We start from the raw sequence: 25,349 nt of genomic DNA, 5'->3' as shown, positions 1-25,349 counted from the left end.
AACGGAGATCATGATTGAATTGATGGAGCTGGATGGATGTGTAAGCTTTGGAGATACGTTAAAAGAAGCAAAAGCTGATTTGTCCGAAGCTCTTACACTGTGGATTCAATATCATGGAGAACAGCAATTGCCAGAAATTAGAGACGGAGCCCATATTATCTATCTAGACGCTCCTATGGAGATTAGAGAATTTCAATACATAAATAGTGAGCTAGAAAATATGTAAGGGGGTGTCCAGAAGGTCTGAATCAGACCTTTTGAACACCCCTTAAGCAATGATTGGGGATGGTTTTTACTTTAAGAGGCATATAGAGAAACCTAAATTTGAAAAATCTCCAGTTAGAAGACGACTGTTTTATTACCGTGAACGATAATTTGATCATTAGAGTGCCAAGTTACAGCTCTTGAAAGAGCGATTCGCTCCACATTCCGGCCAGCTACTCTCAATTGTTCAGTTGTGTAGCGATGGTTAACGCGTAAAATATCTTGCTCAATGATCGGACCTTCATCCAAATCATCTGTAACATAGTGAGCTGTTGCACCGATTAATTTCACACCACGCTCAAATGCTTTTGCATACGGATTTGCTCCAATAAAAGCTGGTAAGAACGAATGGTGGATATTAATAATTCGTTTCGGGAAAGTCCCAACAAAATCTGACGATAAAATTTGCATGTATCGAGCCAACACAATAAAATCGACATCATGCTCATGAAGCTTAGTGATTGCTTCACTTTCTGCATTAGCTTTTGTTTCTTTCGTTACGGGAATATGATAAAAAGGAATTCCGTAAGATTCCACTTCTTCTTTTAAATTAGGATGATTACTAATAACTAGTGGAATGTCGACTGCTAGCTCACCGGCTCTCCATTTCCATAATAGTTCAAGTAAACAGTGATCTTCTTTAGAAACAAAAATCGCCATTCTCTTTCTACGAGAGGCTAGATCCATTTTCCAATCCATTTCAAAAGAAGATGCAACAGAAGTAAAGGCTTTTTTCACTTCTTCAAAATCATAACCATCTTCAAATAAATCAAATTCAATTCTCATAAAGAACATCCCACCGGATGGATCTGTAGAATATTGATCGGATTGAACAATGTTTGCCTTATATTGATGTAAAAAGGTTGATACAGCAGAAACGACTCCTGGTCTGTCAAGACACGAAATTAATAATCTGGCACGAATGTTAGTGTTAGTACTCATGTTTTTCCTCCAAAATTCAATCAGTACCTTTCTTTGTTAAAAGCTAACCTGCAAGATATGGCGAATGAATGGTTCTTTGTTTTCGCTCATACTGTAGTATTATTACTATAATAGCTAAAAAAAAGAAAGGGGGCTTTCATCATTGAAGCAAAAGAAGGAGCCGTTTGTCAATTGTAGAATGAAATCAGTTGAGCTTGTAACCGTTGACACGATCCGTGTCCTCTTAGAAAACACTTATAATATCAGTAAAAATGGTTGGAAGATGATTAATAGCAAGGGAGAATTCCCTTTAACGGTGATTCGTGTCCAAAACAGAGAAATTGAACTGCGTCTAATGCACCCTTTTATTTTTGGTGAAGATAGTTATGTGATGTATGAAGAAATGACTTGTTCCATTACGATAACAGAAGTCGTAAGAACGAAAGAGTTTGATCAGCTATTTTATTACAACGGCAATGACTTAGGTGCAAGGTATCAAAGGGAGCAAACCTCCTTGGCCTTGTGGGCACCAACTGCAACGAGGGTTAATCTCATTTTATACAAACATTGGAGTGAGGAAGAGGGAGAAAGCTACCCATGTGATCGTGGAGAAAAAGGAGTTTGGCGTATTAACTTACAAGGCGACTTTGAAAACATTTACTATCATTTTGAGGTATATGTCAATCATACATGGAGAAAAGTAGTGGATCCTTATGCAAGGTTTCTAAGTGTTAATGGTGAAAAAGCGATGATTGGAGATAACAAGAAAACAGAACCAAAAGAGTGGCCGACACTCAAACAAAGAAGTTCTGTAAATGATTGTATTGTATATGAGTTACATATAAGAGATTTTACGATAGACCACACCAATGGAATTGTTGAAAAAGGAAAGTATAAAGCTTTGACTGAGCAGAACACAAAAGATCTAAATCAATTCAAAACAGGTGTTGATTATCTGCAACAATTAGGGATTACCCATGTAGAGATTTTGCCTGTTCAAGATTTCGGCAGCATTGATGAAAGCGACCGCAAGAAGAATTATAACTGGGGTTATGATACGACACATTTTTTTGTTCCCGAAGGTAGTTATGCTCTTGACCCTTATGACCCATACAGTCGCAATAGAGAACTAAAGCAAGCGATAGCCTCATTACACGAAAAACAATTAAGAGTGATTATGGATGTTGTTTTCAACCATGTATATATATGGGAAGAGTCTTCACTAGATTTAATTGTACCTGGGTACTTTTTCCGTTATACAGAGGAAAACGAAATTAGTGATGGAACAGGTGTCGGAAATGACTTTGCCAGCGAACGGAAAATGGCTAGAAAAATCATTCTTGATGCAATCTGTTATTGGCTTGATGAATATCAAGTCGATGGATTTCGTTTTGATTTAATGGGGATATTAGACTTAGAAACAATGAAACAAATCGAAGAAATGGTTCGGAAGAGAAAGCAAGATATCATGCTATTTGGAGAGGGGTGGGATCTTCCAACGGCTTATAACAGTGAAAAAAGAGCCATTATGAAACAAGCCAAATCATTAAAGAAAATTGGTTTCTTCCAAGACCGATTCCGTGATGCATTAAAAGGATCAACTTTTGAAGTGAAGCAACCAGGTTATATAAGCGGGAATGATGCATATTTAAGTGAGGTTGTAAATGGAATTAAAGGTAGTCAGGATTTGTTTAGAAAACCTTTGCAAGCCATCAATTATATTGAGGCTCATGACAATCATACGTTGTGGGATAAATTAAAAGTCATTCACCCTATAGAACGCTCGTCACTCTTACAAAAAAGACACCAACTCGGCACAGCAATCGTCTTATTGTCACAAGGGATCCCTTTTATCCATGCGGGACAAGAGTTTTTTCGAACGAAGCATGGTGTAGAAAATAGCTATAATTCACCAGATTGGATAAATGTGTTTGATTGGAAACAAAGAGCTTATTTTAACGATTCTGTTCAATATATCCAAACGTTGATTCAGCTCCGCCGACAGCACTTTGCTTTCAGGATGAATTCCTATCCATTGATTAATAGTCACTTTCAATTATTAAAAGCAGAATCACACTGTATCGCCTACCATCTAAAGGATCTTGATGCTATTGATGATTGGAAAGATATTGTAGTCATTCATAATGCCGGTCAAGAAAAGCAGGTAGTTCCACTTCCAAAAAGTAAGGAATTTCAAGTTGTCATTGACGATCAGGTCGCTTCTCTGATACCATTAGACAAAATAGGGGGAGACTGTGCTCATGTTTCTCCGTTTTCTACGTTTGTTTGTGTCCGGACATAAATGACTGTATGAATTGTTTAAAAATGACATAGTGTCTATAGATAAGGTATACTATTCTTGATTTCCCGAAATTTTGTGAGGGAAAGATGATGAAATTGAGGGTGAATTGGGTGGAACAATTTTTAGGAGATGGCTGGAAGGTGCATCCAGCAGGTGGTGCAACAGGAGAAGCATATATAGCCCAACAAGGTGAACAAACTGTATTTTTAAAACGTAATTCGTCACCTTTTCTTGCTGTCCTTTCAGCGGAAGGAATTGTTCCCAAACTACTCTGGACTAAGCGTTTAGAAAATGGCGATGTTGTGACTGCGCAAAAGTTAATTCAAGGAAGAGAACTAAAGGCATACGAAATGAAAGAGAGCCGAGTTGCAGCGCTTCTCTCAAAGATTCACGGGTCAAGTGAATTACTAGATATGTTTAAGCGAATTGGGAACGAGCCTTTAACTCCGATCGTGATTGTTGAAAATCTCCGCAGACAGCTACAACTGTTTCATATCGAGGATGAAACGATCGAAGCAGGAATGAAGTATTTGTTTGATGCATTAGAAGTTGTAAAACATGAACATTATGTTGTATGTCATTGTGATATTAACCATAATAATTGGATGCTTGATGAAGAAGATCAACTTTATTTAATTGATTGGGACGGTGCAACGGTCTCCGATCCGGCTCTTGACTTAGGGCTATTGCTTTACTCTTACATTCCAGAACATGAATGGGCAGCTTGGTTAAAGCAATATGGGGTTAAGTTAGACTCTTCTTTACATGAAAGAATGCATTGGTATGTTGTTTCACAGTCAATATCTGTTTTATTATGGCATTACGGAAGACAACAATATGAAGAAGTTGAGCAATTAAAAATGTATATTCAAAGTCTGCTAAATGATTAGGACTCACCAATGAGTTGGGGTGGGTCTTTTTATTTGTTTAATCTCGGAAAAGCGGCTAATTTGAAGAAGATAACCTTCAAATCAGCCGCTAAAAGAGAGGGAGTTATTTCCGTGAAAATAAAATCGATATTTCCTGAGGAATAATGGAAAATACCGTCGATTCATTCTAAAGATAACGCATTGAGCCATTGCTCGACATCATTCTGTTCAAACGGTTCATGATTTAATTGGTGTTTTTGTTGGATAAGATCAAGCGTTTCTTGAACAACAGGTTGCAAGGAAGGATCTGTTGCAAGAGATGATACAAGCCTTTCAATTTGTGCTGCTTCATCTGTCGTCATGTAATTTTCAGTAGCTTGATTTTGAAGTAAGTCTCTTAATAAATGCAATTTATCTGTATTAGAGATTGGCATAGGGGGTCAACTCCTTCTCAATAAATATCTCTGCGTTATTTTGCTCTATAAAAGTAAAAGCTATTCTAAAAAGGAAAAAGAGGTGGCGTTGTGCGTTTACGTAATAAGCCGGGTGCAAAGGAAAAAATGAATGAGTATCCACATATAATTATTCAAAACCCAAGTCAACATAAGGGGAAATGGAACAAATTATTTAATAATAATAATCCAATTCATGTCGAAGTTGGAACAGGGAAAGGACAATTTTTAATTGGAATGAGCAAGCTTCACCCTGAAGTGAATTATATAGGGATTGAAAAGTACGACAGTGTCTTAATCACTGCACTTGAAAGAGCAATTGAAACGAATCAAGACAACCTGAAATTTTTAAATGAAGATGTTTCCGAAATTCTTGACTTCTTTGAGGAAGGCGAAATTGATCGTGTTTTTATCAACTTCACTGATCCATGGCCAAAGAATCGTCATGAAAAGAGGCGTTTAACGTATAAAGGTTTCTTAAAGCTATATGAGGAGATTCTGAATGAGAAGGGAGAAATCCATTTTAAAACAGATAATCAAGGGTTATTCGAGTACTCATTAGAGAGCTTATCAGGGTATGGGATGTCGTTGCATAATGTCAGTCTGGATTTACACAAAAGTAAGATTGAAGGAAATGTGATGACGGAATACGAAGAGAAGTTCTCTCGTAAAGGAATGAGAATATATCGTTGTGAGGCTAGCTTTAAATCAAAATAGATAAATACAAGTAGAGGTGATCTGAAAATCTTTTCAGATCGCCTCTTTTCTTGTTAATAAATAAACAGGAATATACTGCGTTGTAGAAGAAGATTTAAAAGAAAGAAATGAAGGATTGAAAGGAGCGATATAAATGGAACGATTGGAAAGAGATGGCCTTACAATTACTTGGCTAAACGGAGGGGTTACACATATGGATGGAGGTGCAATGTTTGGAGTTGTACCAAAACCATTATGGAGTAAAAAGTATCCTTCTAATGAAAATAATCAAATCGAATTACGTACGGATCCGATGTTAATAGAAAAAGATGGATACCGTATCTTAGTGGAAGCTGGGATTGGCAACGAACGTTTTGATGAAAAACAAAAACGAAATTATGGTATTGTTGAAGAGTCTTCCGTACTTCAAGGTTTAAGTAATTTAGGATTAACACCTAGTGATATTGATATTGTTTTGATGACACATCTACACTTTGACCATGTCAGCGGACTAGTGCGAGAACAAGATGGAAAAGATGTATCTATTTTTAAAAATGCTGCTATTTATACATCAAAAATAGAATGGCTTGAGATGCAACATCCAAATATTCGATCTAAGAATACATATTGGAAGAAGAATTGGTTAGCGATTCATGAACAAGTTAAAACATTTGAGGATCAACTCGAAGTGATTCCAGGTCTTCGAATGGTTCATACTGGAGGCCACAGTGAAGGGCATTCTATTATTATTCTGGAACATAAACTAGAAACGTTTATTCATTTAGCGGATCTAATGCCTACACATGCACATAGAAATGTCCTTTGGGTGTTAGCCTATGATGATTATCCAATCGTATCGATATCCGAAAAAGAGAAATGGCATACGTTTGCTAAAGAGAAACAAGCAACTTTCTTATTTTATCATGACTATAAATACCGTGCTTTAAAGTGGAACGACGAAGGCGGAGTAATCGAGGCAATAGAGAGAAAACAATACAAATATTAGAAGAAGGGACAGTTAGCTGGTAAAAGGTCTGGTCTATCGATTTATCGATAAGCAGACCTACTGCCAACTGTCAGTGGTGTTTTATTAGGTAGCCTTTAAATCTAACAAGGCACCTGTTTTAGTATCTGCTAAAAACTCAAATTGAGTGGTACCTTCTTCATTTGTTGTAGAGAGACCGCCGCGATAGACGTTATAAGAAATCTGGTTTAATTCAACTGTTTCAGGGATCATATGTATCCATGATCCAGAAATGGCATAGGTGCGAGAAACTGTCTTTTTAATTTCTTTTAAAGCTTTTTCAGGAGCAATCTTTTCGCTTCTAATCGTTGGACTTAGTAAATAGCCTGCCGCTAATCCAATCCCTAATCCTGCTATAAAACGCTTCACCATATTACATCTCCCTTTCTTTTTTCACAACACTATACTTGTAGTATATCCAAAAGAAGAAGCTGGTTTCAATTGTTAAATGGAATAATCTTGGAATCGAGAGGGTGGAAAAGAAAATGGGTTTCAGATAAAATGAAAAGGATACATAGTATTACGGATCACGAAAGGAGTTTGTTAAAGTGAATAAAGAAACTCTACAACTTTTCAAAACATTAACGGAGCTTCAGGGAGCTCCAGGATTCGAACATGATGTACGGAGATTTGTTCGTTCAGAACTAGAAAAATATACGGATGAAGTTGTACAAGATCGACTTGGGAGTATCTTTGGAGTGAAACGTGGAGATGAGACTGGACCAAAGGTTATGGTTGCTGGCCATATGGACGAGGTTGGCTTTATGGTAACGTCTATTAACAAACAAGGTTTGATTCGCTTTCAGCCATTAGGCGGTTGGTGGAGTCAGGTTTTACTTGCTCAACGGGTTCAAATTATGACAGATAATGGACCTGTAATTGGTGTTATTGGGTCTACTCCTCCTCATTTATTGGAAGAGGTACAGCGTAAGAAGCCAATGGATATAAAGCATATGTATATTGATATTGGAGCCGATCATAAAGAGGACGCACTTTCAATTGGGATTAAACCAGGGCAACAAATTGTTCCTATTTGTCCATTTACACCAATGGCGAATAAAAAGAAGATTATGGCTAAAGCTTGGGATAATCGCTATGGAGTAGGGCTTTCTATTGAATTACTGAAGGAATTGCAAAATGAAACGATTCCTAATGTATTATATTCAGGTGCTACGGTTCAAGAAGAAGTAGGCTTAAGAGGAGCTCAAACAGCGGCAAATATGATCAAACCGGATATCTTCTTTGCTCTTGATGCTAGTCCGGCAAATGATGCAACTGGTGGCAAGGATGCTTTTGGTCAGCTTGGTAAAGGGGCTTTACTAAGAATTTATGATCGTTCCATGATTACACACCGCGGTATGCGGGATTTTGTTTTGGATACAGCAGAAACAAATAAGATCCCTTACCAATATTTCATTTCACAAGGTGGTACAGATGCAGGGCGTGTTCATATGTCTGGAGATGGAGTTCCTTCTGCGGTTGTAGGAATTTGCTCTCGTTATATCCATACGGCAGCATCGATTGTTCATATTGATGATTATGCTGCAGCAAAAGAATTAATTGTTAAGTTAGTGAAATCGGCCAACACATCCACTGTTCAAGCGATCAAAGCACAAGTATAAAACAAACGAGGATGACATGTGAGGAGGTCTCACTCGTCATTCTCGTTATTTTTTTGGAAGGAGGAATCGACAGGTGATTGTTGCAATTGGAACAAAAAACCCCGCTAAAGTCCATGCTGTTCAAGACTCATTAATTAGCGAATCAATAACGATTGTTCCGGTAAAGGTTGACTCTGGTGTGTCTGAACAGCCTTTTTCAGATGAAGAAACATTAGAAGGAGCTATTAACCGTGCAAACGCTGCATTAAGCATTACAAATGCTGAGCTAGCCTTTGGACTTGAAGGTGGCGTTCAAGAAACGAAGCATGGTTTAATGCTTTGTAATTGGGGAGCACTGATGCATGTTGATGGTGGAAGATGGATTGCTGGAGGAGCTAAGCTTCCATTACCAGCAGGAGTTGTAGAAAGGTTATATAAAGGGGAAGAACTGGCTTCCATTATGGCTGATATTACAGGTGAAGTGGACACTAGAAAAAAAGAAGGAGCGATCGGCATTTATACGTCGGGCTTGGTTAGTCGGAAAGGTTTGTTTGCTCATATCGTTAAGTTATTATATGGACAATATTTATCATCAAGGGATCAGACTAGGCATTAACTACATTAGCACAGTGTATAAATTATAATTTCCATAAACTGTAAATCGCTTGTCACAAATGAATCAGCTCTATTAATGATCTCTCTTTTACAATAAGGGTGGGAGTAAATTTATTGGTAAGGGAGCGAAGATCAATGACTGGATCAATTGTTGGTGTAGTGTTTGCTTTTACAGGTATGATTTTAGTTGGAACTATTGCGATGGCTGTTGGCCTTTTTAAATTTAGTGAGACAGAATAAGTTTATCAAGAAAATAAAAACGAGAAGGCCTAGGATACCTTGGCCTTCTCGTTTTTTATGATTGTTTTTTATTCAATAACATAAGCTAAAGCTTTTAAGGCTTGTTCAGGAGATTCAACAACGACTTGAGCTTTGTTTGCCAGTTCCTTTAGTGGATGGTGGAGTTTTTCGTCTCGAATTAAAATGACAGGCTTTTGAAGGGTGATCGCAGTTGCAGCATCCATAGCGCTGTTCCATTGTTTATATTGTGCACCGAAATAAGCAATCACAACATCGGCCTTTGATAGTAGGATTTGTGTTCGTAAATTATTAATGGCTGATGCAGCTTCGTCACGGGCAATGTTATCAACCTGTTTTCCTAAAATTTCCTCCCCAATTGCATCAGAGCGATCGTGATTTTCCATGGGAGCAGTAAAAGTGATAGGCAAGGAGAGTTCTTCAGCTTGCTTGCGAAGTTTCTCACGCCAAGGATTATGTATTTCACCAGCTAAATAAACAGTTAGTTCCAATTATATCCACTCCTTCTAAATTTTAATAAACTGAACGATTCTATTGTAACAGGTATCTGTAAAGTTGTCTTGTCAGCTCTAAACCTTGAAGGTATGATAGAAAAGAACTAATTTGTGCAAGTTAATATAAAAAGGAGTGGCAAGTCTTGATAATGAAAAATTGGCGTATCGCATCACTTATGTTAGTCATCATAGTGTTAGTAGGATGTGCGGTATCAGAGGAAGAAGCGTTAGAATTAGGTAGACAAGCCTATTTAGATAGTATTGGAGAAGAACCAGTAGAGCCTAATTATGAAAGAGAGGATATTCGAATTTTCTTGCCTAATGATTTCGAAGTGCAAGAAAAAATTGATTACAATATTTTGCTACGTCAAGGTGATCAATTGTATAACCTTTTTTTTCAACCTTCCGAATTGTCTAGTAGCAGTTTTCATTTTGAGCGTGATCAAGAACTTGCAGGAAGGTCGATTATTTATGAAATGAATGAGCTTGATGATACATTAAGCTATCTTATTATTGAAAAAAGAGAAGAAGATGAGCAATATCATGTCATTACAGCTTCTGGTGGAGCGAGGATTACAACGGTGACCTCATACCAAAATCTAGAACAAAACATTCAGGCAATGACATCTATCGTTCAATCATATCAAGTAGAGAATGGATAATGTTAGGAAAGGAGGTTAGCTGTTTGAAGACGTTCTTAGAAAAAAAGGGTATTGAGATTTCTTGGCGTACTTATTTTATAACGGCGTTAAGCCATATGGCTCTCGGTTTGTTTGCATCTTTAATCATTGGTTTGATTCTTAATACGATTGGGGAGCAAATCGTTCAGCTAGGTTTCGATGGAATAGGTAGCTGGCTTCAAGACGTCGGGGGACTTGCAATGAGTCTTATGGGTCCAGCCATTGGAGTTGCTGTAGCTTATGGATTAAAAGCCCCAAAGTTAGTTGTCTTTGCTACAATTATTAGTGGAGCTGCGGGTGCTCAACTTGGAGGGCCGGCAGGGGCATTCGTTGCAGCTGTTATTTCAACAGAATTAGGTAAGGTAGTCTCAGGAGAAACAAAGTTAGATATCATTGTTACGCCTTTAGTGACGACACTTAGCGGCTTTCTTACCGCCACATTAATTGGACCATGGATCCAAATGGGCATGCAGCAATTCGGATCGTTAATTATGTGGGGAACTGAACAGCAACCAATTCTAATGGGAATAATAGTGGCGTCACTTATGGGACTTGCCTTAACAGCACCTATTTCCAGTGCGGCTTTAGCAATCATGTTAGAACTTAAAGGCGTTGCAGCAGGTGCTGCAACGGTTGGATGTGCAGCTCAAATGGTTGGCTTTGCTGTAAGCAGTTATCGTGAAAATGGTTGGTCAGGTCTAGTATCATTAGGAATTGGTACATCAATGCTTCAAGTTCCTAATGTAATGAAAAACCCATTAATACTAATACCGCCAACAGTAGCTGGTGCCATTTTGGCTCCAATTGCAACGGTAGGATTTGGGATGACAAATTTACCTGCGGGAGCAGGAATGGGAACGAGTGGCTTAGTTGGGCCGATCATGACCCTTACGGATATGGGATTCTCAGTTAATGTTTGGATAGCAATTGGCTTCCTTCATTTTATTGGTCCTGCTGTAATTAGCCTAATACTATCTGAATGGATGAGGAAACGAGGCCATATCCAATTAGGAGACATGAAGATAAATCAATAGAGGAGTGTTTTGGGATGGAAAAAATTAAAAGCATTGAAGAATTTAAGGAAATTGCAAGTGAGGAAACAGCTGTCTTTATGTTTTCAGCTGACTGGTGTCCAGATTGCCGAGTAATTGAACCAGTCCTACCTAGAATTGAAGCTGACTTCCCGAGCTTTAGTTTTTACTATGTAGACCGCGATCAATTTATCGACTTATGCCAAGAACTGGACATCTACGGAATCCCTAGCTTCTTAGCTTATGTTGACGGACAAGAAGTAGAACGCTTTGTAAGCAAAGACAGAAAAACACAAACAGAAATCGAAACCTTCCTAACAAAAGCTGAGTCTAAGATTTAAAAGAAAAAGGGTGCCTTTCCCTTTTTCTTTTAAATCGAAGCATTGAGCGGAGCCGCCGCAAGGTCTTAAGTCGCTCTGAGTGGTTTTCTCTTAGGGGACGCGCGGCGAGAGGAGCCAATGCCAGGCATCGTAGTCAAAAGGGTGCCTTTCCCTTTTTCTTTTAAATCGAAGCATTGAGCGGAGCCGCCGCAAGGTCTTAAGTCGCTCTGAGTGGTTTTCTCTTAAGGGACGCGCGGCGAGAGAAGCCAATACCAGGCATCGTAGTCAAAAGGGTGCCTTTCCCTTTTTCTTTTAAATCGAAGCATTGAGCGGAGCCGCCGCAAGGTCTTAAGTCGCTCTGAGTGGTTTTCTCTTAAGGGACGCGCGGCGAGAGGAGCCAATGCCAGGCATCGTAGTCAAAAGGGTGCCTTTCCCTTTTTCTTTTAAATCGAAGCATTGAGCGGAGCCGCCACAAGGTCTTAAGTCGCTCTGAGTGGTTTTCTCTTAAGGGACGCGCGACGAGAGGAGCCAATGCCCAAACATCGTAGTCAAAGGGTGCCTTTCCCTTTTTCTTTTAAATCTCAGGATGAAGGAAACGTTTGAAGTTAAAACGTTTCCTTCATCCTCTTTTTTTGGAACCACACGATATTTCTGATAAAATAAGAAAAACAAAGGAGAGGATTTACAATGGAAATGAGACAATTTCGAAAAGAAATTGAACAACGTTTAGAAAGAGATGGCTGGTCCATCGTCTATGATCATAAAGAAGCTACCTTACGCATTGAAGATAGAGAAATAAGTAAAGGAATTACATTGGCATTAAAGCCCCTTTTAGCTAAGTGGGAACGCAAAGAGTTCGGATCAATTGATGAAGTTGTTCGCTATGTTGAAGTTGGATTAGAAGCTATGAAGAACACTCCAACGCTTGTTGGAAATGAAAAGAAGGTTTTCCCTGTTATTCGCTCAACTTCCTTCCCGACAGAAACGAATGAGGGAGAAGCATTGCTTTTTGATGAACATACGGCTGAAACGAGAATTTACTATGTAATTGATCAAGGTGAATCTTATACATTAATAAAAGAATCGATGCTTGAGGGCACCTCCTATACAAAGGAGAAGCTTAGAGAAGTCTCGATGTTCAATGTTCGTTCTCTACCACAGCCGTTAAAAGAAGATGAAGTGGCGGGAAATCGGTTTTACTTTTTACGAGCGAAGGATGGATTTGATGCAAGTCGCGTACTTGATCAATCGCTTCTTGAAAAAATGGCAAAACGTGCTAGTGGCCAATTGACGGTTGCAATTCCACATCAAGATGTATTGATTTTTGCTGATATTGTTAATGAAAGAGGATATGATGTTCTAGCCCAAATTGCTCTGCAGTTTTTTGGCGAGGGGAGAGTTCCGGTTACAGCACTTCCGTTCATATATGAAAATGGAGAATTAGAACCGACTTTTATTTTAGCTCAAAGAAAACCAAAGTAGAATATGAGTCGATATTCCTCATTAATTAACTCAATGATTATGGTACAATATAACAGAATGAACTTGAGTAAGTAAGGAAATCAGTGTTTCTAAAAGAAGCATTTTGAACAAGTTCTTTGACAATCATTGCAGTCAAATTTACTGATGATCGAGATAGCTTATAAGGTTATGGCTATACCTATAGATGCATTAAAGGAATATTAGATGTTTAGCAGGAACGATGAGTATTCCTGAAGAAGTAGGTATTGGTGTTCTTGATTAAATTACGTCTTACGTTTAAATAAGTTTGTTGAAGAGGTTGACTACAAGCAAATACTGATTCTTTTCTGTGCATTCTGTATGTTGTACCGGATTGGATCAGTCGCTATGAGTCAACCTTTTTAAAATCAGTAAGTGGACTCTAATAAGAAAGGAAGTGTGCCTTTATGGGGATGTTGAATCAATGGATAAAGAAGCTTCAGCACTTATTTGCTGGGGACCTTGATGAAACGACGGAGCATGAGAGAGCAAGAGAAAGAGTCGAACAACCTGTCCATTCATCACATACATATGGAAGATTTGAATCGGATAAAAGGAAAAATGAATCGAAAGTGGTATATCAATATCCGAAAGCTGGGAAATTTCGCTTTCCTGTTATTGATGATGGCCCAATGCAAAAGATTCGCACAGAGCAAGAGACGAGAGTGAAGAGAACACATAACCGAAGGAATTTCAGAGAGGAAGAGGTCAGTAAAGCAAAAGATGAAGGGAACAAAGAGAGAATTCCAAAAGTAGAACGGACAAGTTCTCCTAAACCAGAACGGACTAGCTCTCCTAAACCAGAATTTAAGCTTTCGTCCATTCCATCACCAGTGTATGGGTTTCAGTCACGTGAATCGACTAAAAGCGTTATGAGTGATAGTTTGTCCGTGTTACCTTTTCAAGTTCAAGAAACGAGCATGGACATACAGCCTGAAGTCATGGAAAAAGTACTAATGAGAGCAGAAATAGAAAAGGTCCCATCAGTTGGTCAAAAGGACAAGCCCTTGGAATTTAACGAAGATTTTCAAGACACTGCTCAGATAAAGGAGAAAAAGGAAGATCGAAATCTTATCAAAGAAACAGAGGTTCCTTCACAAGGCAGAGCGGACGATACAAGGAATGAAGAGATAGTCGAAACACTTCCAAAAGAGCAAGTGGAAGCGGAGCAATTAATTGAGGAAGACCTTGAAGTCTTTAGTCAGAAAGATGAACAACAGGGACAATTAGAAAAGCTGAAGGAAACAAAGCATGAAGAGGATACTGAACAAGCGATTGAATCGATCTCGAAATTTGTTGCTTCACGTTTTCCAGAAGAGAAAACACCTTTTGAACCAATAGAGCAAGAAGAGCAAGGAGACATTTCATTTGCAATAGAAGAGGAAGTAGAAGGTCAACTAGATAAAGTTGCAGCAACAATTTCAGCTCCTGAACCAGTTCTACAGTCGAAGCCGACACCTAAACAAACACAGCCAGAGGAACAAGAAATCTCTCAAAGAAAAACGAGCTCTGATAAGGTAAAGAAAACGGCTGTTCCTTTTAATGTGATGATGCTACCTCAAGATCGTAATCGTACGCAGGCTACAAAGTCGACAACTGTTGAATCTGAATCTAAGTACCTCTATCCAAGTATTCAATTGCTGAATTATCCTGAAACAGAAGAACAAGATGACTCAGCTTGGCTCAAAGAGCAAGGAGAATTATTAGAGGAAACACTACAAAGTTTTCACGTAGATGCAAAAGTAGTACATGCAACAAAAGGTCCTTCTGTTACTCGCTTTGAGATTCAACCTGGGCGTGGTGTGAAAGTAACGAAGGTTACAGGATTGACTGATGACATGAAGCTTGCCTTAGCGGCTAAGGATATTAGAATTGAAGCTCCTATTCCTGGTAAGAACACGATTGGAATAGAAGTGCCAAATAGAACTTCGACACCAGTCTTTCTAAGAGAAATATTAAGAAGAGCATCATTTGTTCGTTCTGATTCTCCTTTAACAGTTGCATTAGGTCTTGATATTTCGGGGCAGCCAATCGTGACTGATTTAAAAAAGATGCCGCACGGACTCGTTGCAGGAGCCACTGGGTCAGGAAAAAGTGTTTGCATTAACTCTATGTTAGTAAGCTTGCTGTTTAAAGCCAACCCAGATGAAGTGAAATTAATGTTGATTGATCCAAAAATGGTAGAGCTTGCTCCTTATAATGGATTGCCACATTTAGTAACACCGGTTATCACAGATGCTAAACAAGCAACTGCAGCACTTAAGTGGGTTGTTTTAGAGATGGAAAGAAGGTACGAATTATTTAGTCAAAAAGGTGTTAGAGATGTTGGTAGATACAATGAAATTTATTCGGATACACCAGAAAAACCTGCTTTACCGTACATTTTAGTTGTCATTGATGAATTAGCTGATTTAATGATGGTATCTCCTTCAGAAGTTGAAGATTCTATTTGTCGAATTGCTCAAAAAGCTAGAGCTTGTGGCATTCACTTATTGCTTGCTACTCAAAGGCCTTCGGTTGACGTCATTACTGGTTTGATTAAGGCTAATATTCCAACAAGAATTGCGTTTTCTGTATCTTCTCAAACGGATTCGAGAACGATTCTTGATATGGGAGGAGCGGAGCGTTTATTAGGCCGAGGGGATATGCTATTTCATGAAAATGGTTCACCGAAGCCGGTTCGAGTACAAGGCACATTTGTTTCTGATCAAGAGATTGAAGATGTAGTCGCTCATGTTAAAAAGCAAAGAGAACCAGCTTACTTATTTGAATCAGAGCAATTAAAGCACGTTACAGAAGAAGTAGATGATGAACATTTTGAAGAAGCTTGTTATTTTGTGATCGAGCAAGGGTCTGCTTCAGCATCTAGTTTGCAGAGGAAGTTTAGAGTAGGATATAACCGTGCAGCTAGATTAATAGACCTAATGGAAGAGCGTGGAATTGTGTCAGAAGCGATGGGAAGCAAACCGCGACATGTACTAGTAGATGTAATTGAACTCGAAGAAATCTTGCATTACCAAGAAGGATAATGTCTAATTTTAGCCTTGTCTTAATATGGAGAGTCTTATATGATGGATAGGATAATAAACTTTACCAATTCTTAAGACGTATAGGGTAGGAGACAAGGGAGTTTAATAGAATGAAAGAAATTACACGCAAATTAAATGGAGAGATAAAACGTTTAACTAACGAGACTTTTAAGTTTGATGAACGTGTCAAGGAAGGATGGTTCTCTGCGGTTTATTTTTTAAAGACAAGAGAGATTGTTAAGAACCATCGTCCTAACAATATCGTAACGATGCAATTCTTTCAAAAAGAGCATGCGGTTTTATGCGGAACCGATGAAGTAATCGCGTTAATTCGCACCTTTGCAAAGAATGTAGATGAGTTAGAGATCCGCTCATTAGAGGATGGAGATAAAATTAAGCCGTTTGAAACGGTATTAACAATTACTGGTAGATATGAAGACTTTGGTTACTTAGAAGGTCTTATTGATGGGATATTTGCACGTCGGACATCAGTAGCGACAAATGTTTATAATGTTGCTAAAGCAGCTCGGCATTCAGGTATACAAAAACCAATCATCTTTATGGGAGATCGCGATGATCACTTTACCCAACAAGCTGGTGATGGGTATGCAGCTTTTATCGGTGGATCTAAAGCACAAGCAACCCATGCGATGAATGAGTGGTGGGGTAAGCAAGGGATGGGGACGATGCCTCATGCATTAATTCAACTGTTTAGAGGAGACATTGTAGAGGCAACGAGAGCGTATCAAGCAACCTTCCCGGAAGATGAATTAATGGCACTTGTTGATTATAATAATGATGTCATCACTGATGCTTTAAAAGTGGCAAGGCAATTTGGGGACGAACTAAAAGGTGTTAGAATAGACACGTCAAGAACGATGGTTGATCAATTCTTTTGTAGAAATCCAGAAGTGATGGGATCCTTTGATCCACGAGGAGCAAACCCTACATTGTTATTTGCTCTTCGTAAAGCCCTAGACAAAGAAGGATTTCAACATGTAAAGATTGTAGCGACAGGTGGATTTAATGCTGAGAGGATTAATGAATATGAAGAAGCTGGAGTTCCGGTTGATATTTATGGAGTAGGAAATAGCCTGCTTAAATTAAACATTGGCTTCACGGGAGATAATGTCCTTTTAAATGGTGAACATGAAGCAAAAGCTGGACGGTTCTTCCGAGATAATCCTAGACTGCAAACTGTTGAATAAAGAAAGTGAATCATGAAATAGCTCGATTAGTAAGATAGAACTTAAAAGACTTACTGGCTTTTAGTGGGTCTTTTATTCTTGTTATGACATATACTACTATGGTGGAAACAAGGAATAGCTTAAATTGGTGAGAGCGTCGTTTTCTGATATAATGGGTCAATGAACGTTGACGAAGAACTTCATTGGACGCAAACAAACGATGTGAATTTTTGGAGGTCCAACTATGACAAATTATCATTTCATTGGGATAAAAGGGTCAGGAATGAGCGCATTAGCTCAAGTATTACATGACATGAATATGAATGTACAAGGGTCTGATGTCGAAAAGCAATTTTTTACTCAAAGACCGTTAGAACAAAAAGGGATTGCCCTTTATCCTTTCGAACGAAATAACATTCAAGCTGATCAGCAAATCGTCGTTTCAGCCGCTTATGGTGATGATCATGAGGAAGTCCAAAGAGCAAATGAGTTAGGGCTTGATGTGAAGAAATACCCAACGTTTTTAGGGGAATTTATTCAACGATTTACAAGTATAGCTGTAACTGGTTCGCATGGTAAAACGTCGACCACAGGTTTACTTGCACATGTGCTCGGCTCTGCTTTTCCAACTTCTTATTTGATCGGCGATGGAACAGGAAAGGGAGAAGAAGACTCAAAGTATTTTGCGTTTGAAGCATGCGAATACCGTCGTCACTTCCTCAATTATAAACCTGATTATTGTATTATGACGAATATTGATTTTGATCATCCTGATTATTTTAAAGATGTAAAAGATGTATTCTCTGCTTTTCAAGATATGGCTATGCAAGTAAAAAAGGCAATTGTTGCCTGTGGTGATGATGAGCATTTGCAAGGTATTCATGCTAATGTTCCTGTTGTGTATTATGGCTTTAATCAAGATAATGATTTTCAAGCTCGTAATGTACAAACAACGTCAGAAGGTACGAAATTTGATGTATATGTACGAAACAGTCTTTATGGCACTTTTACAATTCCAGGATATGGAAACCATAATGTTCTGAATGCCTTGGCTGTTATTGCCCTATGTCATTATGAAAATGTTTCAGCAGATGTTGTCGAGAAACATTTAAAAACATTTAAAGGCGTTAAGCGTCGCTTTAGTGAAAAAGTAGTAGGCGATCAAATCTTAATCGATGACTATGCACATCATCCGACTGAAATTTCTGCGACAATTGAGGCGTCAAAACAAAAGTACCCTGCGAAAAGTGTAGTTGCTATTTTCCAACCACACACGTTTACAAGGACCAAGACATTTCTACATGAATTTGCAGAGGCGTTAAGCAAAGCTGACTTTGTCTATTTATGTGATATCTTTGGCTCAGCAAGGGAACAAGCCGGTACATTGACGATTAATGACTTGATCGACTTGGTTCCTGATGCAAAATTGATTACTGAGGACTCAATTGATGTTTTAACAGATCATCAAAATAGCGTCTTGCTTTTTATGGGAGCTGGGGATATTCAAAAGTTTCAAAAAGCATATGAAGATAAATTAATGTAAAAAAAGGATGACTCGACTTGAGAGTCATCCTTTTGTTTGTTATTTTAAGTTTTCAGGGTTTAGGGCTTCCAATTCTGGTAGGACAAATCTTCCATCTTTACGAATGAGAACATCGTCAAAATAGATTTCTCCGCCTCCATATTCAGGGCGTTGAATCATAACAATATCCCAGTGAATACTAGAATGATTGTTGTTTGAAGCTTCTTCGTAGCATTGACCAGGAGTAAAATGAAAGCTCCCATCAATCTTCTCATCAAACAAAATATCCTTCATTGGATGTTGGATGTATGGATTCACTCCGATCGCAAACTCCCCGATGTAACGAGCGCCTTCGTCTGAATTAAGAATGTTATTAATTCTTTCAGTATCGTTAGCTGTTGCTTCAATAATTTTACCATTCTTAAAAGTAAAGGAAATATTTTCAAAAGTGAACCCTTGATAAGGAGATGGTGTATTGTATGTAATCGTACCATTAATTGAATCTCGAACAGGAGCCGTGTATACTTCTCCATCAGGAATATTTCTTTTACCGGCACATTTGATTGCTGCGATGTTTTTAATAGAAAAAGTTATATCGGTTCCAGGCCCATTCAATTGAACTTTATCAGTGCGATCCATAAGGGAAACTAAAGCATCCATCGCTTGATCCATTTTGCTATAGTCAAGATTGCAAACATTAAAGTAGAAATCTTCAAAAGCCTCTGTGCTTGTATTTGCTAGTTGGGCCATTGATGAAGTAGGATAGCGTAATACAACCCACTTTGTTTTAGGCACTCGAATTTCCCGGTGGACTTTATTGCCAACTGTCTTGCCGTGAAGAGCCATTTTATCACTTGGGACATCAGAAAGTTCAGAGATGTTATCACCGGCACGTAAACCAATGTACGCATCCATCTCACTCATGACATTCGCTTCAAAAGAAGCCATCATGTCTAGTTGTTCTTCTTGTGCTCCCATTAAAAGTGAACGATCAACTTGATGATCTTTTAATAGTACAAATGGATACCCTCCTGCTTTATACGTTTCTTGCACGAGAGCCGTAACTAATTCACGTTGTAATCCGAAATTCTCAATTAAGACTTTTTCTCCTTTTTGTAATTCAACTGAATAGTTTATTAAGTTTTTGGCTAATGTTTGTATTCTAGGGTCTCTCATTTTGATTTCCTCCTTATTCTGACTTTTTCTATTGTATACGATATAAAGTTAACATAACAGTAATTGTGAAAAGAAGGAGGAAATAAAAAGATTTCAGCGAATTATTTATATATGATGTTTGAAAACGATTTAGAATGGGTATTTCGTTTGATAGAGAAAGCTACTTTCACAAGGGGTGAAGGCTATACAATGGAAATATTACTTTACATAAGCGCTCTAGTTGCTGCAATTGCATTTGCGGTGTTAGTTATATATCTAGTTCGAACATTAAAATCAGCAAATCGAACGCTAGAACATGTTGCTAATACGATGGCAGGATTGGAAAAACAAGTAAATGGCATAACGAGAGAGACCGAAGAATTATTACACCGCACCAATCGATTAGCCGATGATATTCAAGAGAAATCGGAATCGCTAAATACGGTCTTTTCTTCTGTTAAAGAGCTAGGTGATTCAGTAGGACAAGTTAATCAATCAATTAAGCATGTTTCCAATACAGTTTCAACTCAAGTTGTTAAGCAATCAGATCAAATTGCTAAAGCTGTACAATGGGGGAATGTTGCTATTGATTTATATGCAAAATTTAAACAGAAACAAAAACAAAGTGAAACACAAGGAGGAGAAAAGTAATGAGTGAAATGAACACAAAAGATTTTTTAATTGGATCGTTAATTGGTGGAATTGTTGGGGCTTCAGCTGCTTTATTTTTAGCTCCTAAATCAGGAAAAGAGCTGCGCAGTGACATTACTGAGCAAGCGCAAGCGGCAAAAGAAAAAACAAATCAGTTCACGACAACAGCCTACGAAAAGGGGAATGAGTGGGCGACTTATGCTAAAGAGAAATCTTCTTCAATCGCAAAAGTAGTTTCTGATCAATCGAATCAAGTTGTGGAAAAAGTAAAAGGTGCTACATCTAATTTAAAAGCTGAAGCTGAGGAGGCAAAGGCATCTGCTGAAGACATTGTTGGAGATCTTGCTGGTGATGTTCAAGAAGCAGGAGAAGAAATTGTAGAGACTGTTAAAAATGAAGTTGATGAAATCCAAGCGAGAGTTGAAGAAGAAAAGCCAGTTGGATAAAAAGAGTGAAGGGCTGTCTCAAAGTCCGAATCACAGGGGCGTCTCAAAAGGTCAAAACCAGACCTTATGAGATGCCTTTTTTCTATTAATTATCGATGTGGAAGGATGATTCTTAACGATTTGTTTATTTATGTTCAAAAAAACGGTTTGTAGTGATTATCCATACAAAAGTCACTTTTACAGAAAAGGTTAATACATAAATGTTTTTCTCTTTTTTATATTAACGCATTGATGCATAAAAGCTTAAAAGCTTTTAAGTATTAAAGAAAAAATTCGTGACATTCTGTTAATTATGATTTATAATACATGTAACGAAGAAGCAATAGATAAAAAGGGAGTGGAGAATAGTGAGTAATGAAAAATTAGATTTGTTGAGAACAGAATTAGACGAGGTGAATCTTAAGCTTCTTGAAGTAATCAATGAGCGTGCTCGCCTTGTACAAGAAATTGGGAAAGTAAAAAGCACTTCAGGTGTTAATCGATTTGATCCTGTACGTGAGCGTAGCATGCTTGATCATATTGCAGCACATAATAAGGGACCATTCGAAACATCAACTTTACAACATTTATTCAAGCAAATTTTTAAAGCAAGCTTAGAACTTCAAGAAGAGGATAATAGCAAAGCGTTGCTTGTTTCACGTAAAAAGCATCCTGACAATACTGTTGTTGATCTAAAAGGTGTTATGATGGGTGATGGTGCTCAACGTTTAGTAATGGGACCATGTGCGGTTGAAAGCTATGAGCAAGTACTAACGGTTGCAAAGGCCTTAAAAGAGCGTGGAATCCGCTTATTACGTGGTGGAGCATTCAAACCTCGTACTTCTCCATATGACTTCCAAGGTCTTGGAGTAGAAGGGTTGGAAATTTTAAAGCGTGTAGCAGATGAACTTGATATGGTAGTCATCAGTGAAATTGTTAACCCTGCAGATATTGAAAAAGCAATTGACTACGTTGATGTGATTCAAATTGGTGCACGTAACATGCAGAACTTTGAATTGTTAAAAGCTGCTGGTAATGTAAATAAACCAGTTCTATTAAAACGCGGTCTTTCAGCGACGATTTCTGAATTCATCCATGCTGCAGAGTACGTTGTAGCAAGTGGTAATAATGATTTAATGTTATGTGAGCGCGGTATTCGCACTTACGAAACAGCAACAAGAAACACATTAGATATTTCAGCTGTACCAATTTTAAAACAAGAAACTCATTTACCGGTTTTAGTTGATGTGACGCATTCTACTGGACGTCGTGATCTTCTATTACCAACTGCAAAAGCAGCGTTAGCGATTGGTGCGGATGCAGTAATGGCTGAGGTACATCCTGATCCAGCTGTTGCTCTATCTGATTCTGCACAACAAATGGATATTCCACAATTTAATAAATTTGTGGATGAGCTTTTAGCTTCTGGTTTATATAAAGGGTAAGATTGTAATCTGAATACTGAGACAATAAAGAGAGTGAAGAGGATCAAAAGATTCTTTTCATCTCTTTTTTTGATTTTCTATGTATTTTTTTGAAAAAGAATTGAAATAACTATGAAAAAATAGCGAAGGGTGTCGATATATATAGTGTAGAACATTGCGGACCTCTTCATAGTATCGTATGATAACTATACATTAATAATTACGAAATTGTTTAATGACATAGAGGAGGATCATTGTGAACACAACTATTTATGATGTAGCAAGAGAAGCAGGCGTATCGATGGCGACCGTTTCCCGTGTGGTAAACGGAAACCCAAATGTTAAGCCAGCAACAAGAAAAAAAGTATTGGATGCGATTGAGCGTTTAGGTTATCGACCAAATGCTGTTGCACGTGGATTGGCAAGTAAGAAAACAACAACGGTTGGAGTAATCATTCCTGATATTTCGAGCATCTTCTTTGCAGAACTTGCACGTGGAATTGAGGATATTGCTACGATGTACAAATATAATATTATTCTTTGTAACTCTGACCAAAATCAAGATAAGGAAATCCATCTTATTAATACACTTCTAGAAAAGCAGGTGGATGGAATTGTATTTATGGGAGGCCAAATTACGGAAGAACACGTGGAACAGTTTAAACGTTCGCCAGTTCCAATTGTATTAGCGGCTACTCTAGATACAAATAATGAAATCCCTTCAGTGAATATCGACTATAAACAAGCTGTTTATGATGCGATTACTCATCTAATTGAGAAAGGACATTCACGGATTGGAATGCTATCTGGAACTTTAGATGATCCTGTTAACGGCTACTTAAAGTTCTTAGGGTATAGGGAAGCACTTGACAATGCGGGCATTACTTTTAACGAAGACTTAATAGCAATTGGTGATTATACTTATGACTCTGGTATCGAAGCTATGAATACGTTTTTAGAGTTAGACGAGAAGCCAACAGCTATTTTTGCATCAACTGATGAAATGGCTCTAGGTGTTATACATGGTGCACAGGATGAAGGCTATTCAATCCCTAATGACTTTGAAGTAGTAGGTTTTGATAACACACGTCTTGCAACTATGGTGCGTCCAACACTCTCTACCGTTGTACAACCTATGTATGATATTGGTGCTGTTTCGATGCGTCTATTAACTAAGCTTATGAATAAAGAAGAAGTAACTGACCATATTGTTGTACTCCCTCATAGAATTGAATTTAGACAATCAACGAAATCATAGAGGGTGAGCACAGCTTTTAATACTTAACCAGCTAAAGCCACCCCAGGGAGAGGATTATGAAAAAATTTGATATTACCACACCGATAGGAATTATTGTTGGGATCAGTGTGTTGTTATTGGCTGTTTTCTCGAATGCTGGAGCTTCTGGACTTATTTTCTTTATTCAGCTTGCTTCGGTATTAATTGTAGGAGGTGGCTTGATAGCTGGATTGATTATTAACTTTTCATTTACGGAGCTGAAAATCCTTCCAAAGGTATTAAGAGAATCTTTCCGTGATCAAGACCATGATTTAAGGATATTAATAGATACTTTTGTCGATCTTTCTGGGAAAGCGAGAAGAGAAGGATTATTGGCGTTAGAGGCTGGTTTAGATGAAGTAGAAGACCCTTTTATTAAAAAAGGAATCCTTTTAGCTGTAGATGGAATTGAGCCGGATGTGATAAAGGATATTATGATGGCTGAAGTTGTTGCTATGGAAGAGAGACATCGAAAAGGACGAGCAATCCTTGAAAAAGCTGCAGAATATGCTCCAGCTTGGGGAATGATTGGGACATTGGTTGGATTAATTCTTATGTTACAAAATTTAAATGATCCAGCTACGCTGGGACCTAACATGGCTGTTGCTCTTTTAACTACTCTATATGGAACGGTACTTGCTAATCTTGTTTTTACTCCCATGGCATCAAAGTTGGCAAACAAAACGGATGAGGAAGTGTTTGTCAAACAGATCATAATTGAAGGAGTTATTGGTGTTCAATCAGGACAAAATCCGAAAGTGCTTCAAGAGAAGCTAAGTGCATTCTTGAGCAATAATGATAAAATTATTGATGAGACTATGGGTGAAGCATATGAAGCGTAGAAGCCGTCCTCAAGAAAAAGGAGCACCAAAATGGATGGTAACTTTCTCGGATATGATGACCCTCATTTTAGTTTTTTTTATCTTGCTTTTTTCTATGTCGGTCGTAGATGCACAAAAGTTTAGAGCGATTGCGGACTCTTTTAACCATAGGCAAACGTTTGACCATATGCCTTCTATCATTGATTTTGAAAATCCGGCAGAAGAAATCAAGGAAGAAGGTCGGAAAGATCCGATTGACTCTCAATCTGAATCGAATTTAGATATGGATGAACTACTGCAAGAGGTGGAGGACTTTTTAGAAGATCATGATCTCACAGAGTTAATATCAGCCTCTCGAGATGAGAGAGGAGTGGTGTTAGTTCTACAAGAACGTACGCTTTTTGAAACGGCAGAAGCAGAGCTCCTAGCTAGCGCTGAACCCTTTTTAGCAAAAGTGGGTACGCTCCTTGAGGCGATTCCTAATATTGTTAAAGTAGAAGGACATACTGATGGCAGACCGATTTCAACTTACCGATATCCATCAAATTGGGAATTATCAGGTGCTCGAGCAAGTAGTGTCATTCGTTTTTTAATTGACAATCATGACTTAGAGCCTAATCGATTTATTGCGACAGGTTATGGAGATACAAGGCCAGCAGTACCGAATACTTCGGTAGCAAATTTACAAACAAACCGTCGAGTTGTCATTGTTATATCTGATCCAGAATACGATGATGACGAAGCTTATGAACTCAAGGAGACCCCTTGAGTTTTTGTTTGTCATTTTCTAATTGATGAGAAGATGTTGTATACTTACATGGAGGAGTGAGGA

25 protein-coding genes are annotated in these 25,349 nt (G+C 38.2%); 20 read left to right on the top strand and 5 right to left on the bottom strand.

Going from position 1 to position 25,349, the window contains the following annotated elements; all coding sequences use genetic code 11:
• The first annotated feature begins 10 nt into the window (after window positions 1-10).
• Window positions 11-226, top strand: a complete 216-nt coding sequence (locus tag BkAM31D_RS17495; protein WP_235820545.1) for a type II toxin-antitoxin system HicB family antitoxin — start codon at window positions 11-13, stop codon at window positions 224-226.
• 113 nt (window positions 227-339) lie between these two features.
• Here BkAM31D_RS17495 and purU read toward each other — a convergent pair whose 3' ends face one another.
• On the bottom strand, window positions 340-1,206 hold the full coding sequence (gene purU, locus BkAM31D_RS17490) for a formyltetrahydrofolate deformylase (RefSeq protein ID WP_066158928.1): 867 nt from the start codon (window positions 1,204-1,206) through the stop codon (window positions 340-342).
• A 142-nt stretch (window positions 1,207-1,348) separates the two neighbouring features.
• Between purU and pulA the strand changes: the two genes are divergently transcribed.
• The gene (gene pulA / locus BkAM31D_RS17485; protein ID WP_066158925.1) at window positions 1,349-3,487 is read left to right on the top strand and encodes a type I pullulanase; all 2,139 of its coding nucleotides are present in this window, start codon (window positions 1,349-1,351) and stop codon (window positions 3,485-3,487) included.
• 95 nt (window positions 3,488-3,582) lie between these two features.
• Window positions 3,583-4,377, top strand: coding sequence for a phosphotransferase family protein (locus BkAM31D_RS17480; RefSeq protein WP_066159070.1), 795 nt, complete (start codon window positions 3,583-3,585; stop codon window positions 4,375-4,377).
• Between the two features lie 161 nt (window positions 4,378-4,538).
• Here the strand turns inward: BkAM31D_RS17480 and BkAM31D_RS17475 are convergent, their stop codons facing one another.
• Window positions 4,539-4,790 (bottom strand): YtzH-like family protein, encoded by a 252-nt coding sequence (locus tag BkAM31D_RS17475; protein ID WP_066158921.1) that lies wholly within the window; start codon window positions 4,788-4,790, stop codon window positions 4,539-4,541.
• Window positions 4,791-4,880: 90 nt separating this feature from the next.
• Between BkAM31D_RS17475 and trmB the strand changes: the two genes are divergently transcribed.
• The gene (gene trmB, locus BkAM31D_RS17470; protein ID WP_066158918.1) at window positions 4,881-5,525 is read left to right on the top strand and encodes a tRNA (guanosine(46)-N7)-methyltransferase TrmB; all 645 of its coding nucleotides are present in this window, start codon (window positions 4,881-4,883) and stop codon (window positions 5,523-5,525) included.
• A gap of 133 nt (window positions 5,526-5,658) precedes the next feature.
• Window positions 5,659-6,510 carry a YtnP family quorum-quenching lactonase gene (locus BkAM31D_RS17465; protein ID WP_066158915.1) on the top strand — a complete coding sequence of 284 codons (852 nt, stop codon included), beginning with the start codon at window positions 5,659-5,661 and terminating at the stop codon, window positions 6,508-6,510.
• 84 nt (window positions 6,511-6,594) lie between these two features.
• Here the strand turns inward: BkAM31D_RS17465 and BkAM31D_RS17460 are convergent, their stop codons facing one another.
• On the bottom strand, window positions 6,595-6,900 hold the full coding sequence (locus BkAM31D_RS17460) for a PepSY domain-containing protein (protein WP_066158912.1): 306 nt from the start codon (window positions 6,898-6,900) through the stop codon (window positions 6,595-6,597).
• Window positions 6,901-7,076: 176 nt separating this feature from the next.
• Between BkAM31D_RS17460 and BkAM31D_RS17455 the strand changes: the two genes are divergently transcribed.
• Entirely contained in the window at window positions 7,077-8,150 is a 1,074-nt protein-coding gene (locus tag BkAM31D_RS17455; RefSeq protein WP_066158908.1) for a M42 family metallopeptidase, read from the top strand.
• A gap of 73 nt (window positions 8,151-8,223) precedes the next feature.
• Window positions 8,224-8,745, top strand: a complete 522-nt coding sequence (locus BkAM31D_RS17450; protein ID WP_066158905.1) for a DUF84 family protein — start codon at window positions 8,224-8,226, stop codon at window positions 8,743-8,745.
• 307 nt (window positions 8,746-9,052) lie between these two features.
• Here BkAM31D_RS17450 and BkAM31D_RS17445 read toward each other — a convergent pair whose 3' ends face one another.
• Window positions 9,053-9,493: a YtoQ family protein gene (locus tag BkAM31D_RS17445; protein WP_066158902.1), complete on the bottom strand. Its 441-nt coding sequence runs from the start codon at window positions 9,491-9,493 to the stop codon at window positions 9,053-9,055.
• Between the two features lie 152 nt (window positions 9,494-9,645).
• On the opposite strand from BkAM31D_RS17445, the gene BkAM31D_RS17440 reads away from it, so the two are divergent.
• The 7 genes from BkAM31D_RS17440 (at window position 9,646) to murC (ending at window position 18,786) form a co-directional block, all read left to right on the top strand.
• Window positions 9,646-10,158: a hypothetical protein gene (locus BkAM31D_RS17440; RefSeq protein WP_157108291.1), complete on the top strand. Its 513-nt coding sequence runs from the start codon at window positions 9,646-9,648 to the stop codon at window positions 10,156-10,158.
• A 23-nt stretch (window positions 10,159-10,181) separates the two neighbouring features.
• A complete protein-coding gene (locus BkAM31D_RS17435) occupies window positions 10,182-11,210 on the top strand; it encodes a PTS sugar transporter subunit IIC (RefSeq protein WP_066158896.1) in 1,029 nt (342 codons plus the stop codon).
• Window positions 11,211-11,224: 14 nt separating this feature from the next.
• Complete coding sequence (locus tag BkAM31D_RS17430; RefSeq protein WP_066158894.1) at window positions 11,225-11,548, top strand: thioredoxin family protein; 324 nt, start codon at window positions 11,225-11,227, stop codon at window positions 11,546-11,548.
• 666 nt (window positions 11,549-12,214) lie between these two features.
• A complete protein-coding gene (locus BkAM31D_RS17425; protein ID WP_066153597.1) occupies window positions 12,215-13,009 on the top strand; it encodes a DUF1444 domain-containing protein in 795 nt (264 codons plus the stop codon).
• 425 nt (window positions 13,010-13,434) lie between these two features.
• A complete protein-coding gene (locus tag BkAM31D_RS17420) occupies window positions 13,435-16,056 on the top strand; it encodes a DNA translocase FtsK (protein WP_066153594.1) in 2,622 nt (873 codons plus the stop codon).
• 110 nt (window positions 16,057-16,166) lie between these two features.
• The gene (locus tag BkAM31D_RS17415; RefSeq protein ID WP_066153591.1) at window positions 16,167-17,264 is read left to right on the top strand and encodes a nicotinate phosphoribosyltransferase; all 1,098 of its coding nucleotides are present in this window, start codon (window positions 16,167-16,169) and stop codon (window positions 17,262-17,264) included.
• A 223-nt stretch (window positions 17,265-17,487) separates the two neighbouring features.
• The gene (murC, locus tag BkAM31D_RS17410) at window positions 17,488-18,786 is read left to right on the top strand and encodes a UDP-N-acetylmuramate--L-alanine ligase (RefSeq protein WP_066153588.1); all 1,299 of its coding nucleotides are present in this window, start codon (window positions 17,488-17,490) and stop codon (window positions 18,784-18,786) included.
• 39 nt (window positions 18,787-18,825) lie between these two features.
• Here murC and BkAM31D_RS17405 read toward each other — a convergent pair whose 3' ends face one another.
• Complete coding sequence (locus BkAM31D_RS17405) at window positions 18,826-19,941, bottom strand: aminopeptidase (protein WP_066153585.1); 1,116 nt, start codon at window positions 19,939-19,941, stop codon at window positions 18,826-18,828.
• Between the two features lie 189 nt (window positions 19,942-20,130).
• Here BkAM31D_RS17405 and BkAM31D_RS17400 point away from each other — a divergent pair, with 189 nt between their 5' ends.
• The 6 genes from BkAM31D_RS17400 (at window position 20,131) to motS (ending at window position 25,286) form a co-directional block, all read left to right on the top strand.
• A complete protein-coding gene (locus tag BkAM31D_RS17400; RefSeq protein ID WP_066153582.1) occupies window positions 20,131-20,571 on the top strand; it encodes a DUF948 domain-containing protein in 441 nt (146 codons plus the stop codon).
• On the top strand, window positions 20,571-21,017 hold the full coding sequence (locus tag BkAM31D_RS17395; RefSeq protein ID WP_066153579.1) for a YtxH domain-containing protein: 447 nt from the start codon (window positions 20,571-20,573) through the stop codon (window positions 21,015-21,017). The genes BkAM31D_RS17400 and BkAM31D_RS17395 overlap by 1 nt, the downstream gene beginning before the upstream one ends.
• 347 nt (window positions 21,018-21,364) lie before the next feature.
• Window positions 21,365-22,441, top strand: a complete 1,077-nt coding sequence (locus BkAM31D_RS17390) for a bifunctional 3-deoxy-7-phosphoheptulonate synthase/chorismate mutase (RefSeq protein WP_066153576.1) — start codon at window positions 21,365-21,367, stop codon at window positions 22,439-22,441.
• Between the two features lie 235 nt (window positions 22,442-22,676).
• Window positions 22,677-23,678 (top strand): catabolite control protein A, encoded by a 1,002-nt coding sequence (ccpA, locus tag BkAM31D_RS17385; RefSeq protein WP_066153573.1) that lies wholly within the window; start codon window positions 22,677-22,679, stop codon window positions 23,676-23,678.
• 56 nt (window positions 23,679-23,734) lie between these two features.
• Window positions 23,735-24,538 carry a flagellar motor protein MotP gene (gene motP, locus BkAM31D_RS17380; RefSeq protein ID WP_066153570.1) on the top strand — a complete coding sequence of 268 codons (804 nt, stop codon included), beginning with the start codon at window positions 23,735-23,737 and terminating at the stop codon, window positions 24,536-24,538.
• Window positions 24,528-25,286 carry a flagellar motor protein MotS gene (motS, locus tag BkAM31D_RS17375; RefSeq protein ID WP_066153567.1) on the top strand — a complete coding sequence of 253 codons (759 nt, stop codon included), beginning with the start codon at window positions 24,528-24,530 and terminating at the stop codon, window positions 25,284-25,286. Before motP ends, motS begins: the two co-directional genes overlap by 11 nt.
• Window positions 25,287-25,349: the final 63 nt, after the last annotated feature.

The organism is Halalkalibacter krulwichiae, assembly GCF_002109385.1.
GTDB classification, from domain to species: Bacteria; Bacillota; Bacilli; order Bacillales; family Bacillaceae_D; genus Halalkalibacter; species Halalkalibacter krulwichiae.
This window is presented reverse-complemented; position numbering and strand designations above follow the sequence as displayed.